Source organism: Desulfocicer vacuolatum DSM 3385 (assembly GCF_900176365.1).
Lineage (GTDB): Bacteria > Desulfobacterota > Desulfobacteria > Desulfobacterales > Desulfobacteraceae > Desulfocicer > Desulfocicer vacuolatum.
Genome location: NZ_FWXY01000034.1, coordinates 1 through 15,474, shown reverse-complemented (window position 1 = coordinate 15,474; position 15,474 = coordinate 1). Strand labels below are relative to the sequence as shown.

At 47.6% G+C, this 15,474-nt stretch carries 13 protein-coding genes; 9 read left to right on the top strand and 4 right to left on the bottom strand.

Annotation, left to right across the window (positions count from 1 at the left end; translation table 11 throughout):
* Positions 1-155 precede the first annotated feature (155 nt).
* Positions 156-1,394 (bottom strand): glycosyltransferase family 4 protein, encoded by a 1,239-nt coding sequence (locus tag B9A32_RS19385; protein WP_084071622.1) that lies wholly within the window; start codon positions 1,392-1,394, stop codon positions 156-158.
* 693 nt (positions 1,395-2,087) lie between these two features.
* Here B9A32_RS19385 and B9A32_RS19380 point away from each other — a divergent pair.
* From B9A32_RS19380 to ftcD, 9 genes are all read left to right on the top strand, one after another.
* A complete protein-coding gene (locus B9A32_RS19380) occupies positions 2,088-3,452 on the top strand; it encodes a YjiH family protein (RefSeq protein ID WP_084071621.1) in 1,365 nt (454 codons plus the stop codon).
* Positions 3,453-3,563: 111 nt separating this feature from the next.
* Positions 3,564-4,535, top strand: coding sequence for a MarR family winged helix-turn-helix transcriptional regulator (locus B9A32_RS19375; protein ID WP_084071620.1), 972 nt, complete (start codon positions 3,564-3,566; stop codon positions 4,533-4,535).
* Between the two features lie 21 nt (positions 4,536-4,556).
* Positions 4,557-5,135 carry a HutD/Ves family protein gene (locus B9A32_RS19370; protein ID WP_212638028.1) on the top strand — a complete coding sequence of 193 codons (579 nt, stop codon included), beginning with the start codon at positions 4,557-4,559 and terminating at the stop codon, positions 5,133-5,135.
* A 520-nt stretch (positions 5,136-5,655) separates the two neighbouring features.
* A complete protein-coding gene (locus B9A32_RS19360) occupies positions 5,656-6,813 on the top strand; it encodes an acyl-CoA dehydrogenase family protein (RefSeq protein ID WP_084071617.1) in 1,158 nt (385 codons plus the stop codon).
* 18 nt (positions 6,814-6,831) lie between these two features.
* Positions 6,832-7,962 (top strand): acyl-CoA dehydrogenase family protein, encoded by a 1,131-nt coding sequence (locus tag B9A32_RS19355; protein ID WP_084071616.1) that lies wholly within the window; start codon positions 6,832-6,834, stop codon positions 7,960-7,962.
* Between the two features lie 24 nt (positions 7,963-7,986).
* Complete coding sequence (locus tag B9A32_RS19350; protein WP_084071615.1) at positions 7,987-9,174, top strand: CaiB/BaiF CoA transferase family protein; 1,188 nt, start codon at positions 7,987-7,989, stop codon at positions 9,172-9,174.
* A 19-nt stretch (positions 9,175-9,193) separates the two neighbouring features.
* Positions 9,194-11,224 (top strand): urocanate hydratase, encoded by a 2,031-nt coding sequence (locus tag B9A32_RS19345; RefSeq protein WP_084071614.1) that lies wholly within the window; start codon positions 9,194-9,196, stop codon positions 11,222-11,224.
* Between the two features lie 11 nt (positions 11,225-11,235).
* On the top strand, positions 11,236-12,483 hold the full coding sequence (gene hutI, locus B9A32_RS19340) for an imidazolonepropionase (RefSeq protein ID WP_084071613.1): 1,248 nt from the start codon (positions 11,236-11,238) through the stop codon (positions 12,481-12,483).
* 62 nt (positions 12,484-12,545) lie between these two features.
* Positions 12,546-14,162, top strand: coding sequence for a glutamate formimidoyltransferase (gene ftcD, locus B9A32_RS19335; RefSeq protein ID WP_084071612.1), 1,617 nt, complete (start codon positions 12,546-12,548; stop codon positions 14,160-14,162).
* Positions 14,163-14,260: 98 nt separating this feature from the next.
* Here ftcD and B9A32_RS19330 read toward each other — a convergent pair whose 3' ends face one another.
* The 3 genes from B9A32_RS19330 to B9A32_RS19320 all read right to left on the bottom strand — a co-directional run.
* Complete coding sequence (locus B9A32_RS19330; protein ID WP_084071611.1) at positions 14,261-14,560, bottom strand: helix-turn-helix domain-containing protein; 300 nt, start codon at positions 14,558-14,560, stop codon at positions 14,261-14,263.
* The gene (locus B9A32_RS19325; protein ID WP_232367243.1) at positions 14,557-14,781 is read right to left on the bottom strand and encodes a type II toxin-antitoxin system RelE/ParE family toxin; all 225 of its coding nucleotides are present in this window, start codon (positions 14,779-14,781) and stop codon (positions 14,557-14,559) included. The genes B9A32_RS19330 and B9A32_RS19325 overlap by 4 nt, the downstream gene beginning before the upstream one ends.
* A 314-nt stretch (positions 14,782-15,095) precedes the next feature.
* Positions 15,096-15,474 (bottom strand): DUF3784 domain-containing protein (locus B9A32_RS19320; protein WP_084071610.1); only part of this gene is annotated, 379 nt, incomplete at its 5' end.

The window sequence follows — 15,474 nt, the reverse complement described above, 5'->3', positions numbered from 1 at the left end:
GGTCCGGGACCATTGCCCGTCGGGGGGGGCGGCGATATAATACCATTTGGCTCCGCGTCTATGACCTTATATTTGTTGTGATCCACAGAAAATGCCCGTTTATATGAAATACTCCTCAAGGGCGTATTTCCAGCTTAGTTGTTTACAGACCGAGATCAAAATACGGTCCCGTGGCAGTGATACGCATCTTCCATTCTTGAAAAAACCTTTTCCCATGTATATTCATGGGTGATATCTTTTGCCCATCTTATATCCGGTTGCCTGCTGGACAGGATTATTTTGATGCTGTTTTCAAGGCCCTGGGACAATCTTTGTTCCAGTAAGGGTATATCCTTCTCAAAGGGAGTATCAATATTTTTAAGTTCCGGCAGTTCTATTAAATCCACCATATCAGATTGAGTATCCTTTAATATTTCTCTTGTGCCCGGCAATGCTGTGGTCAGGATGCGGCACCCTGAAGCCAGGGCTTCCATAATGACCAGAGGTAATCCCTCAAAAAATGAGGGCAGTACAAAAAGATGGGCTTTTCGCATCACACAGGCCAGATCGTTATGTGAGAGGGCCCCATGTAAAATTACCCGGTCTCCCAGGGCCCATGCCAATGCCAGACACGCTTCTTTTTCCATGCCACTTCCCGATCCGGCCAGATGAAGGCGAAAGTTAAGATGGGGCAGTGTCTGAAGGGAACGCAGCAGCCATGGAACCCCTTTGGCCCGGCTCAATTTACCCGCGTAAAGGATTTCAACAGGGCCTTTATTTTTTTTGGTGTCAGATTTCGCGTTAAAGTTAAACAGGTTTTGATCAAACCCTGCACCGGTTATTTTTATTTTTTCAGGCGCAATGCCGTGAATTTGTTGAACCTGATTCTTCTGGTGACGGCTCAGGCAGAATATTCTATCCATTTTTTTGACGGCCCCGGTGATTTGCGTCCCTATTTCCGGGCACAGGGAATATTGACGCAGGCAAGTGCCATGGCATGAGGTGACCACGGGACGTTCTGCAAATACTTCCCGGGCAATTTTTGAAGCAATCCAGAGATGATGGGTATGAATAATATCCGGGTTGAATCGTTCCTTTGCCAATTCAATTTTATGTTTAAATGCCCTTTGGTATTGTGCCAATGATTCCGAAGTCATGCCGGAGAAAACCGTGCTTTTGTATGGCATGACATCGCTCATGCCCGGCAATGGAAAATTAAGATCAATACCGTTAAAGCGGACAAAAATGGCATGATTTAAATGTATCAGGTTTGGATCAGGTTGAAAATCGTTCTGAATCCCGGCAACCATAAAATTGTCATGCCCTTTGATTTCTGCCTGTTTAATAATGGCTTGAAGGGTTTTTCCCGAACCTGTGAAATCCGGCATTTGGCTTAAAATATGAAGAATTTTCATAATAATTTTGTTTATGAGTCTGAAGAACCTTTTTAATTTGTTTTTTGTATTTCATATAACTGCCACGGGCAGACCGTATTCTGATTCGGTTCCACCCACAACAAAGCTTAAAATACATTTTGGGTTTGGAAAGTCTTTTATATAAAATAATATTTTTAATAATTCATAATAAGGGGTGTTTATAAGCTAATAAAAGTTATAAGGGCTGAATATTAAAAGAATAATTTTCTTATCAAATTTACTGGAATGTATCTGTTTTTGTGTTTAAAAAAAATGGGTTTTGTACTGATTTATAAATATGTGTTTATAACTCTGGCTTTATAAACATTTTGTGAACATTATAATAGCAATTTTTCAACTTTTTTCTTTGTAAGTCTTTTTAAAAAAAATGACGTGATATTCCTATTCAAGCACTGAATTTACAATCAGGACAGCTTTCCCCCCACCTGTTTTTATCCCATATCCAACCCCAAAAAAGTCTTGACAAATAAGGATTGGCACATATATAAGATTTTATATAAATACTAATATAAATTCAAAAATAATTTATTACGCACCACTGAATGTGCATATTTTCGCAAAAGGAGGGATCAATGGATTTGGACGGCAGCGCCGCCAACCGGAAAAAAAGTCTGGTCCATCGATGCTGTTCGTATTATTAACAATATAAATGTGTAAAGGAGTTAGTGACAGATGGAAGAAGCTTTGAAAAAGGATGAGGCCATGGAGCAGAGCGCCAAAGGGGGAGCGGCCTTCAAATCAATCGCCGGAAGCCTGGTGGGGATTATTTTGTTTTTTATTCCCTTTTCCACGGCATCTGGAGAATCAAAAATTCCTTTGATCCTGATCATTGATTTAATCAAGGAATTTCTTGGAAAAGGCCTGGAATATCTTACTTTGGGTGTTGTCGTCCTCTTGTTTGTCACCTGGATTCTTTCCAGGACCACACAGATTCCCGTATTTAAGAAATACCATGAAAAAGACGGTCTTTTTAATGGTTTTCTCTTTGGACTGGCAGCTGTTTTCGGGTTTATGATCGTCTTTAAGATCGGGCCGGAATGGCTTCTCCATAAGGATATCGGCGGTCTGGCCTTTCACATTGGCTGCAGTGTTCTACTCACGGTTTCCCTTGCCGGCACCCTGGTGATGTTTTTGACCGAATTTGGATTTCTCGAATTTATCGGCACCCTGATGGCACCTTTGATGCGACCCATTTATCGCCTTCCAGGCAGGTCAGCTGTGGATGCGGTGACATCTTTTGTGGCCGATCCGGCTGTGGGAATTTTCATCACCAATAAAATATATAAAAACGGGTATTATACCCAGCGGGAATCGGCCAGCATCGCCACTAACTTCAGTATATGCTCCCTTGGCTTTTTCGCCCTTTTGACCTCCATCGGCGGTATCATGGAATACCTTCCCCATGTGATTATCTCCTCGTTTATTATCACCTTTATCCTGGCGGCCATTGTGACCCGGATTCCCCCCCTGTCCTTGAAAAAAGATGTTTATATAGACGGTCGGGAACAAACACAAGAGATGCGAACCCCCGCCCCATTGAGCCCAAAGATTATCGGCGAAGCCGCCGGTGTTGCCATGGAAAAGGCGGCGGGAGCCAATCCCCGGATGTTTTCCCAGGGTGTTATTGATGCGGTAAAATTTGCACAGAAAATTGTGGGCTACGTGGTTTCCATTGCCACCCTGGCCCTGATTCTGGCCACCTATACCCAGGTATTTGACTGGCTGGGTGTTCCTGTTACTCCCATACTCGAGCTCATGGGCCTTCCCGATGCACAGGCCATTGGCTCAACAGTCCTGGTATCCATTACCGAGATTGCGCTGCCCATCATCATCGCATCCGGGGCAAAAGTATCCACCATGAGCCTGTTTTTTGTCTGTACCCTGTCCACGGTACAGGTCATATTTTTCACAGAAAGCGCCAATGCCATGCTGGAAGCAGACATTCCATTAAAGGTGTGGGAACTTGTTGCCATTTTCTTTATCCGTACCATCATTGCCATTCCCTTGGTAGCCATTGCGGCCCACATCATTTTTTAATTAAATTTGTCATATTCCCGGGGCATGCGCGGCTGCCCCGGGAAAATCAGGAAAATTGCTTGCAAAGTACGGGGTGTATGTGTTTTTTATGGGGCATTTATATAATTAATAATGAAAAGGCTTGATATGTCCCTTTATAAAAAAACCGGTACACTCTTGTTCGGCACACGGCTTAAAAGGTTGAGCGATAAATTTTTTAATGATCTTTCAATAATTTATGCCGACCAGGGTATCCGTTTTGAAGCCAGCTGGTTCCCGGTGTTCTATCTTCTGAGTAGACACAAAGAAGTCACTATTTCAAAGGTTGCCGGGGAATTGGAAATCACCCATCCAGGCGCCAGCCAGATCGTCACCGCTTTGAAAAAAAAGGGATTTGTCAACATTCAGCAGAACAAAGAAGATAAGCGGGTCAAAAAAGTTATACTTACCAATGCAGGAAAAGAAAAACTTAGCGAAATCAAGCCGGTATGGCGGGCCCTGCTGGAAACCATGCATGAACTGCCCAGAAGTGAAGGCGCATCCTCCAAAGCCCTTGAGCTATTGGAAGAACTGGAAGATGAGATGGACCGCGTTGATCTTGTGGATCTGGTTGAAAAAAAACTTCAGTTCAATCGCTTTCTTGAAAAAATTGAGATCGTCCCCTATGCCGAAGCCTACCACGAGGGGCTCATGGCCCTGGCACTTAACTGGATCGCAGAAAACCCCGACACCATTCAGGGCAACATGGACTGGATCAATCAGACCCATAAACTTGTATATGAAAGCCAAACCCATGTGATCCTTCTGGCTGTTCTTGGGGACCGGACCATTGCCGCCTGTGCCGCCGCCATTGACGCACCCACCCAAACGGCCCGGTTAACATTAATATTTGAAAAAGAACAGATATCAGATCAGATCATACAGATATTACTGGATAAAACATCCCTTGAACTGGAAAAAAAAGGGATCACGGAAATCACCGCCAGTGTGGAAACTGCAAGTTCCAATATTTTAAAATTATATCAGAAAAATAATTTCAAGCTCAAAGAAATAGAAGAAGGCGCCACTGTTTCCTTTGCACAGCTTTATAAAATCATGGGATAAGCACCCATGCCGGAAAATACAATGAAATATACCATTATCCCACCCAGTGACTTTTTGGATCTGCCCTGGAAAAATGGGCAGGGGGTGACCCGTGAATTGATGATTAAACAGACAAAAAAAGATGCTCCCTTTGACTGGCGCATCAGCCGGGCCGTGGTGGACAGGGACGGTTTTTTTTCAGATTTTTCAGGGTATGACCGAATTTTGATCATGCTGGAGGGAAAGGGCATGGACCTGTTTTGTGCCACCGGTGAGAACCATAAATTCCGGAGCCCTTATGATCTGGCACAATTTTCCGGAGATGCCGGTACCCGTGCCACCTTGCTCAACGGCCCGATCCAGGATTTCAACATCATGGTTCGTAAGGACCGATACTCCGCCTCTGTGGATCTATTCAAGGCACAAGGACGTTATGACCTGGAAATTAATGCCACAGATTTTCTGATCTATGCCCCTGAACACGATACCTTTCTGAACCGGCCGGGGAAAAATGAAATCCACCTGCCCGCCGGCCATCTCTTTCACCAGACAGGCGAGGCAAAACTCTGCCACTCCTGGCAAATCCAGGGTAAAAATATGATCTGCATACAGATCAAATAAGTTAAAAACACGGCCGGATGCAACAGGGCCGCAATAAAATCCTACCTGCCATACCTGCCTGCCACACAAAAAAAATCATCAGCCGGCTCATACCTTTATTTTTTAAGGGCCGGATTCTTTACCACGTGTTGGCTGGATTTTTCCAGCTGCTCTTTACCTGCCTGAATACCTCGTTATCGTGATTGGTTGTTCTTCCCATTGCGTTTTTCAGTTTGAAAAATCGGCATTTTTCATACAATTTCAAAAGTAGTTTACACTTTTCGATGAAGTGTTCCCGGGAAATGGGCATATTTTTTTGAAAAGTGTAAATTGGAAAATGAATCATGCCGAAAAATCGTTTTATCCCTTGAAAAGTCCTTTCTTCAAAGCCCTGATTACCCTCCTTTTTTCCAAAAAAAATTAAAAACTATTGACAAATACAAAACCTTTTAAGTAATTATATAAGTAGTTATATAAAAAGCTAACTAAAATGATTAACCACTGATTCATTTGATTTTATACCTTTTCCAAGGAGGCAGTGATGACCCTTTTGCAAGCAGATCAATTGGAAGCGCTCAGAATGGAAATCCGGCAATTTGCACAAAAAGAGCTGGCACCATTTGAGCAGGATGTTGAAAGCAACAACCGGATTCCCGAGCATATTCTGGCCCAAATGAGAGAGAGGGGGTATTTCGGACTGACCATCCCCAAAGAATATGGGGGTATGGGCATGGGCAAAACGGCCTTTTGCACAGTTGAAGAAGAGCTGGCCAAGACCCATTTCGCCTTTATGGACATCATCAGCCTCAACAACGGCCTGGGTTCCAGAAGTATTGTCCTGGACGGTAATGAAGCGCAGAAAAAAAAATATCTGCCCAGGCTGGCCAGCGGCGAATGGATTTCCGCCTTTACCCTTACTGAACCAAATGCCGGATCTGACGCCGCCAGCATCACCACCACGGCTGAAAAAAAAGGGGATGTTTACCTGCTCAACGGCATGAAACATTTTATCACCAATGCACCCATTGCCGATGTTTTCATCGTTATTGCCGTCACAGATCCGGACAAAGGTGCCAAGGGAGGCATTTCTGCCTTTATCGTGGAAAAGGATTTTCCGGGTATTTCCATCGGTAATGTTCACCAGTCCATGGGCATGCAGGGCTCCCACAAGAGTGAAGTGATTTTCAAGGACACCCCGGTGCCGGTTCAAAATCTTATCGGTACCGAGGGCAAAGGGTTGACAGTGGCCCTGAAAACCGTTGATGAAGGTCGCATGGGAGTTGCCGCCACCTCGGTGGGTATGGCCACACGGTTGTTGGACATGGCTGTGGAATATGCCACCTCCAAAAAATTCAACGATAAACCCCTTTCACGGTACCAGTCATTTGAGTGGCTCCTGGCCGACATGGCCACAGAACTCTACGCCGCAAGAACCATACTCTATAAAACGGCTGCCAAAATGGACCGCAAGGAAGATGCCCAGCTGGAAGTTGCCATGTGTAAACTTTACGGGTCAGAGATGGTGGGCCGGGTGGTTGAAAAGGCCATGGAAATTTTCGGAAAGGACGGCTGTCTTTTTGAAAACGTGGTGGAACGGATTCTGCGGGATGCAAGAATCTTGCGGATTTTTGAAGGCACCGCAGAAATACACCGGATCATCATTGGACGTAAACTGCTCGCCGGTCAGCGCCCCTTATAAGGAAAAGGAGATAAACCCATGACATGCCTACTCACAGAAGAACAGACCTTTATACAGAAAGCCGCAAGGGATTTTGCCCGGGGCGAATTTGATGACGACCAGATTCTGGACCTCATGGAAAAACAACAATTTCCCAAAAAGACACTTAAAACCGCCTGTAAACTGGATCTCATCGGCCTGACCTGGCCGGAATCCGCCGGGGGGCAGGAATGCGGAATCATGGATAGTGTCCTGGTAACAGAAGAGCTGTGCCGCCGGGATTCCACCATGGGCCTGGCCCTGTCCTTTGCCGATGCCGGGGCCGAGACTGTGGCCCGGTTTGGCACCCCGGAACAGATCAAAGCCCTTAACGCCCCCTTGCTAAAAGGTAAATCCGTCACCGCCCTGATCTGCCCGGAACTGGGCCAGGAGCCGGGCCCCATTTGCTACCGGAAAACCGATGACACCCTGGTTTTAAACGGGGAAGCATCTGTGGTGGTCAATGCCGATATTGCCGATTTTTTCCTCACTGTGGCCCATCCCGAAGACGGCCAAGGCGAACGGATTTTACTCCTGTTTCCCAAAGATATGCCCGGCATTGCCGTGTCTGAGCTCATAAAAAAACTGGGTATGGACATGACACACTGGAACAGTGTGAAGTTTGAGTCCACCCGGGTGTCCACAGGTACCATGATCACCTGCGATACAAAAGGGGTTGATCCGGTCAACATCCTTGAGAAAAATCTTTTGATCAAGACTGGGGCCATGTTTCTGGGAATGGCCCAGGGAGCCTTTGACCTGGCCCTGGGGTATGCCAAGGAAAGGGAGCAGTTTCGCCGCAAGATCGCTGCATTCCAGGGTATCAGCCAGAAAATCGCCGCCATGTATACAAGACTTCAAGAAGGCCGTGCCTCGGTCTATTCAGCGGCCCGGGCCTGTGACAAAAAATGCGTCGGACTGACGGATTTGATCGCAGCCCAGCTCTCTGCCCAGCATTTGGCCGAATATCTCACCGACGAAGCCCTGCAGATCCACGGGGGGGTGGGGTATATGATTGAATTTCCAGTGGAACACTTTTTCCGCGATGTAAAATGTTTACGAACCCTGTTGGGTAGAAATATTACCCGGATGGATCTGATCAGCCGACGGCTCATCGGTCAGCTCAACTAAACCGCACCACAAGGAGAATGCGTTATGAGTGCACTGAAAAATATTAAAGTCCTGGATCTGACCCGGGTATTGAGCGGTCCTTTCTGCACAGCCATGCTGGCAGATATGGGTGCTGAAGTTATCAAGGTGGAACATCCCCTGGGTGGAGACGGCGCAAGGGAACCCTCGGCTGCCGTCAACGGGGAAAGTCTCTATTTCATGTCCCTGAACAGGGGCAAAAAGGGCATCACCTTAAATCTTAAGGAGGCCCGGGGGCTTGAGATCCTGAAATCCCTGATCAAAAAATCAGATGTCATTGTGGAAAACTTTCGGCCCGGGGTCATGGCAAAGCTGGGCCTGTCCTACCCTGAAGTTAAAGAGATCAATCCCGGCATCATCTATGCTTCCATCTCCGGATTTGGCCAGGACAGCCCCATGAAACATCTGCCTGCTTTTGATCTGGTGGCCCAGGCCATGGGGGGCATCATGAGTGTAAACGGCCAGAAAGGAGCGCCTCCCACCCGGGTGGGGGTCTCCCTGGGAGATACCTCCACAGCCATGTACACGGCATTTGCCATTGTCACGGCCCTGCTGAACAGGGAAAAAACCGGACAGGGCCAGTCCATTGATGTCTCCATGGTGGATTCAATTTTCTCTTTGTTGGAAATGTCCCTGTTCTCTTATCTGGGGGACGATAAAAAAGTGTTGGACCGAATGGGTTCCCGCCATCCCACAAGCTATCCCTATGATGTTTTTGAGGCCCGGGATGGGTATTTCACCATTGCCACCTTTGATAATACAGGATTTTCCAGACTGTGCGAGGCCATGGGCCGGTCCGAACTTATGGAAGATGAACGTTTTTTAACAGACACCATCAGAGGAAAAAACGATACTGCCCTTAAGGAGATCATCCATACCTGGTCAAAGAAATTAACCGTGGATCAGGTTCTGGAGATCCTTGAACAGGCCAGGGTTCCTTCGTCTCCCATTTACAATATCCAGCAGATTGCAGAAAGCGAACACATTAAAGCCAGACAAATGCTGGTGGATGTGGAACACCCCGTTGCGGGTCCCACAAGGCTTCCGGCCATGCCTGTAAAATTCTCCCAGACAAAGGCATCCATCCAGGGACCGTCTCCCCTCCTGGGTGAACACACCAAAGAGGTGTTGAAAAATGAACTCGGATTTGACGATGAGTTCATCAGCACGCTGGCAGAAAATAAAATTATTTAAAAAAGGAAAGACAACCGCCATGAAAAATATCGATGTTTCCAATGCAATGACCATCACTCTCCAGGACATTTTCACTGAACTGCCCCAGATGCCTGAATTTGAAGAGGGTATCCGCAGGGCCCCCAGCCGCCCCTTGCACCTGAACAAGGGTGAAATCGCCCTGGCCCTTAAAAACGCCTTGAGATATCTGCCTGAAGAATGGCACGAAAAAATGGCACCGGAATTCCTGGACGAATTGATGACCTTTGGCCGTATCTACGGATACCGGTTCAGACCTGCCGGCCGCATCAAAGGCCTTCCCCTTGACGATTACAAGGGGCGCTGCACCGAAGGCAAGGCTTTCCAGGTCATGATCGACAACAACCTGGACTTTGAAATCGGCCTTTACCCCTACGAAATGGTCACCTACGGAGAAACCGGACAGGTCTGCCAGAACTGGATGCAATACCATCTCATAAAAAAATACCTGGAAAACCTCACCGAAGACCAGACCCTGGTGGTGGAATCCGGCCATCCGTTGGGATTGTTCAAATCCTCTCCTTCTTCACCCAGAACCATTATCACCAACGCCATGATGGTGGGACTGTTCAATGACCAGGAAAACTGGGAGCGGGCCATATCTCTGGGGGTTGCCAACTATGGCCAGATGACCGCAGGCGGCTGGATGTACATTGGTCCCCAGGGTATTGTGCACGGCACCTATGGTACCCTTTTAAATGCTGCCCGCCTGGAGCTTGGGGTTCCCGAAGACGGAGATCTTACCGGAAGACTGTTTGTCACCTCCGGGCTGGGGGGCATGAGCGGTGCCCAGGGTAAAGCCATTGAGATCGCCAATGGTGTGGGTATCATCGCAGAAGTGGATGAATCCAGGATCATGACCCGGTTTGACCAGGGTTGGGTCAGCAAAGTCACCCAGAGCCCGGCTGAAAGTTTTGAGCTGGCAAAGGCTGCCGTGGAGAAAAAAGAGGCCCTGGCCATTGCCTTTCACGGTAATGTGGTGGATCTGCTGGAATATGCTGTGGACAATAATATCCACATTGAACTTCTTTCCGATCAGACCTCCTGCCACGTGGCCCATGGCGGTGGATACTGTCCCCAGGGCATGAGTTTTGAACAAAGAACCCAGATGCTCAAGGATGACTCCGAAGGATTTATAAAAAAGGTGGATGAGTCTTTGATCCGCCACTATGAGTTGATCAAGACCCTTGTGGACAGGGGAACTTACTTTTTTGATTATGGCAATGCCTTTATGCGCGCAGTGTTTGATGCCGGGATCACCGAGATCTGCAAAAACGGTGAAAATACCATGGACGGTTTCATCTTCCCCTCCTATGTGGAAGACATCATGGGCCCCTTGATGTTTGACTATGGATACGGCCCCTTTAGATGGGTCTGTCTCTCCGGCAGAGAGGAAGATTTGCTCAAGACCGATCAGGCTGCCATGGCGTGCATTGACCCCGACCGCAGGTTCCAGGACAGGGACAACTATATCTGGATCCGTGATGCCCACAAAAACCGACTGGTTGTGGGCACCCAGGCCAGAATTCTTTATCAGGATGCCATGGGACGGGTGAACATTGCGCTGAAATTCAATGATATGGTGAGAAAAGGAGAAATCGGTCCGGTCATGCTGGGAAGGGACCACCATGACACCGGAGGCACTGACTCTCCCTTCCGTGAAACCGCCAACATCAAGGACGGCTCCAATATCATGGCCGACATGGCAGTTCAGTGCTTTGCCGGTAACTGTGCCCGGGGCATGAGCCTTGTGGCCCTTCACAACGGCGGTGGGGTCGGCATTGGCAAGGCGGTTAACGGCGGATTTGGACTGGTCCTGGACGGCAGTGCAAGGATTGATTCCATTATTAAACGGGCCATGCTCTGGGATGTCATGGGCGGTGTTGCCCGGCGGGCATGGGCCAGAAATGAACATTCCATGGAAACCTGTGTGAGCTTTAACGAAATGTCCCAGGGAGAGGCCCATGTGACCATTCCTTATGTGGCTGACGATAAAATGATATCAGACCTTGTTGATGAACGCATTAAATAAACCGGGGAAAAATGAACGGAAACCTGATTATTAAAAACGCTGCCCAGGTGGTGACCTGTAGAGGTTTCACCGCAAAAAAGGGTGAGGAAATGTCCCAGCTGGGCATTATAGAAGACGGTGGTGTGCTCATTATGGATGGGAAAATCGCCGCCGTGGGTGCCTCCGAAGAAGTGGCCAGGGAAATAGACCCGGACATTACCGTCATAGATGCTGCCGGCAAGGCGGTTCTTCCCGGTTTTGTGGATTCCCACACCCATTTTATATTTGGAGGATACAGGCACGATGAATTTGCCTGGCGGCTCCGAGGGGATTCCTACATGGATATCATGAACCGGGGAGGCGGCATTGCCAACTCTGTGGGGGCCACCCGCAAAGCCTCCCTGGAAACCCTGGTCACGGATGGCGCCAGACGGCTTGATTCCATGCTCTCTTTTGGGGTGACCACGGTGGAGGGCAAAAGCGGCTACGGTCTGGACCGTGACACCGAACTTAAGCAGCTGGAGGCAATGGCCTGTCTCAACAAGAGCCATGTCCTGGACATTGCCCCCACTTTTCTTGGTGCCCATGCCATACCCGATGGGTTCAAAGGCAAAGAAGACGCGTTCATCGATCATGTCATGGAAATGCTTCCGGAAATCAAGGAAAAAGGACTGGCTGAGTTCTGCGATATTTTCTGCGAAAAAAATGTTTTTTCCGTTGATCAGTCCAGGCGGCTTCTCTCCAGGGCCAAGGACCTGGGATTTGGTGCCAAGATCCATGCCGATGAAATTGTACAATTGGGCGGTGCCGAACTTGCCGCCGAACTGGGGGCTGTATCTGCGGATCACCTTCTCCAGGCTTCGGAACAGGGCATACTTGATCTGGCCCATTCCGGCACCGTGGCCACCCTGCTTCCGGGAACGGCCTTCAGCCTGAAAGAGGCGTATGCCCGGGGCCGGAACATGATTGACCAGGGATGTGCGGTGGCGCTGGCAACGGATTTTAATCCGGGATCCTGTTTTTCCAATTCCATTCCCCTTATTTTTGGCCTTGCCTGCCTTTATATGAAATTGAGCCCTGAAGAAGCATTGACGGCTTTGACCATTAATGGCGCGGCAGCCATTGGAAGGGCCGACACCGTGGGTTCCATTGATGTGGGCAAGCAGGGCGACCTGGTTATCCTTGAATACCCCTCCTACCGGTTCATCCCCTATCACCTTGGGGTAAACACTGTGGAAACGGTGATTAAAAACGGCAGGATTGCATTTTCTAAGAAATAAATTCGTCCCCTCCGGTTATGGCCGGAGGGGATTTTAACTTGCAGTAAAAGGGAAGTTTAGGAATGAAAAAGATTATTGAGTGTGTTCCCAATTTCAGTGAAGGGCAAAACGAGACTGTAATTAACGCCATTGCCGAGGCCATTGGCAGCACCACAGGGGTCACACTTCTGGACGTGGATCCTGGAAAATCAACCAATCGAACGGTATACACCTTTGTGGGCGATGAAAAAACCGTCATTGAAGGTGCCCTGGCCGGGGCCCGGGCAGCCAGGGAAAACATTGACATGCGTGCCCATAAGGGAGAACACCCCAGATTCGGGGCCATGGATGTCTGCCCCTTTATCCCTGTGGCCAACGTGACCATGGAAGAGTGTGTTGAAATTTCTAAAACCTTTGCCAAACGGGCTGCCCAAGAGCTCAATGTTCCTTTTTTCCTCTATGAAGAAGCCTCGGAACAAGCGTACAGAAAAAAACTGCCCGATGTCAGAAAAGGGGAATACGAGGCCCTGGAAGAGCGCCTTAAAGATCCTCAATGGGCACCGGATTTCGGTCCCAGTGAATTTGTCCCCACCTGGGGAGCCACGGCCACCGGCGCCCGGATGTTTCTCATTGCCTACAACGTCAACCTTTTGGGCACCTCCAACCAGGCCCACAGAATCGCCCTGGACCTGAGGGAAGCAGGACGCGGAAAGGGGCAGCCCGGCAAGCTCAAGGATGTAAAAGGAATGGGCTGGTTTGTGGATGAATACAACATGGCCCAGGTAACCGTAAATCTGAACAATTACAAGGTTACTCCCATACATGTGCTGTTTGAAGAAGTAAAGAAAAAGGCTGATGAGCTCAACATTGCCGTTGCAGGCTCTGAAATTGTGGGCATTGTGCCCCTGGAATCCCTGGTCATGGCAGCCGACTACTATATTGAGAAGGAAGGGTTGTTTATTTACCAGGAAGAACAGAAAGTCCGCCTGGCAATGGAGCGGCTGGGCCTTAACTCTGTTGCGCAGTTTAATCCCAAGGAAAAAATCATTGAATACATTGTGGCCCAGGCCCCTGACGAACCTCTGGCTTCAATGACGGTCAGGGAATTCATTGAAGAAGTTGCCGCCAGGACATCTGCCCCGGGCGGTGGATCTGCTTCGGCTGCCATGGCTGCCATGGGCACAGGCCTTGGTGCCATGGTGGCAAAGTTGACCCAGGGGGTCCGTAAATTTGAGTCCAAAGAATCCCAGATGCAGGCGGTCATTCCCGTTTTAAACGATTTGACTCAGTCTCTGATCCCGATGATTGATAAAGACACCTCGGCCTTTAACGAATACATGGAAGGCTTGCGCATGCCCAGAAACACGGAGGCGGAAAAGGTTGCCCGCAAGGTTAAAATGCAGGCCGGACTTAAAACCGCCATCCAGGTACCCCTGGAAACCATGAGCCTGGGGGATAAAGCATGGGATGCCCTGATCACAACGGCGGAACACGGTAATCCTGCATCTAAATCAGATGTCCAGGTGGGTGCCAAGGCATTGGAAACCGGTATATGGGGGGCTTTTCAAAACGTTTTAATCAATATGGCCAACATTGAGGACGAGGATTATAAGGCTGAAATCCTGGCCCAGGCCCAGGCCATGGAAAAAAGATCCCGGGAAAAATTTCTCCAGGTCATGGCCATCCTGGATAAAATTTAACAGACCGGCGCGGCAGCTTTTTGTCGTTGTTTTTAATGCCAAAGTTTACGCCCGGAACGGGCGTAAACTTTGGTAAAATTATCCAATATGAGCTCTGCTCACGTTAGTTTTTTTCTTACCAACTTGATCTCTAAATCACAGCCTACAGCTTTGGCATATTTACGGAGTGTGGATACTGAAGGTGAGTGTTTTTTATTTCCACCTCCCGCTTCCAATCTGGCTACAGCCGGAGTTTTTGTTCCCATACGGGTGGCAACTTCTGTCTGGGTCATACCGGCTTTAACTCTTGCTTTGAGCAGCTCATCAAACAACGAAAATTCTTCTTCAAGGGCATCATATTCTTTTTTTACTTCTACATTTTGTAATAATTTTTTGGTAAATTCTTCATGTGTCATCATTTTTTGACCTCATCCATGCGTGAGATGGCAATTTTGAGTTCTTTGGAAGGAATCTTGTTTGTTTTTTTGATGAAAGAATGTAGAATCACGATTCTCTTGCCGACAATAGTGCAATAAAATATTCTTCCAATTCCCTCTTTTGATTTCATCCGAAGCTCAAAAAGGCCGCCTTTCAATGCTTTTGTGTGAGGCATTCCCAGGTTTGGGCCATAAATAAGCATTCTTTCTGTGAGACGAATATATCTTGCCTGAATCCCTGAAGGTAGCGTAGCTTGCTAATTCTTTTCTGGAGAGCCTCGTTATAATATAATATTTCCCATTCCATAAAACTTATATTAACGCATTTGTTAACTATTGGGAAGTAAATTATATTTGAATGGCCTGAAAAGTTTGTCAATGGTCACGAAGAATTAAGCCGTAAATCTTTGATGCCGCCCCCCCCATGGACAATGGGCCCGGACCGGAACTGTAGACAGCTCAATTGTCCGGTTCCTATTGCCCATGGGGGGGGCTCTGGTGAGGATGCTCGGAGGTTTTATTTTCTAACAAAATCGTTGTTTTCAGTTTCTCCAAGTTGGTTTGGCGGTTTCATTTTTTTTACCAGCGGGATAATAAAAAAAACACATGAAACTAAAAAGAAGATACTACCAATTAAAGTTAATACATCTCGATTCTTTATGCTTGATGCGATAAAAAAAACAGCACATAAAACAAATAGCATCCAACCCACGAAATGTTGCTTGTTTTCTTGTTCATTCTGATTTTTTTGGCTTTTTTTCATTTGATTGGGTTTTGTGCTCCTTATTGTTAAAATCATATAGCTCTCTAACCCCCTATATAATGTGGAGACTTTTTGCTCGTAATCGGGTAATAAAAAATGCCTGAAAGGAGCATAAAAATGAGCAGAGAAAAAT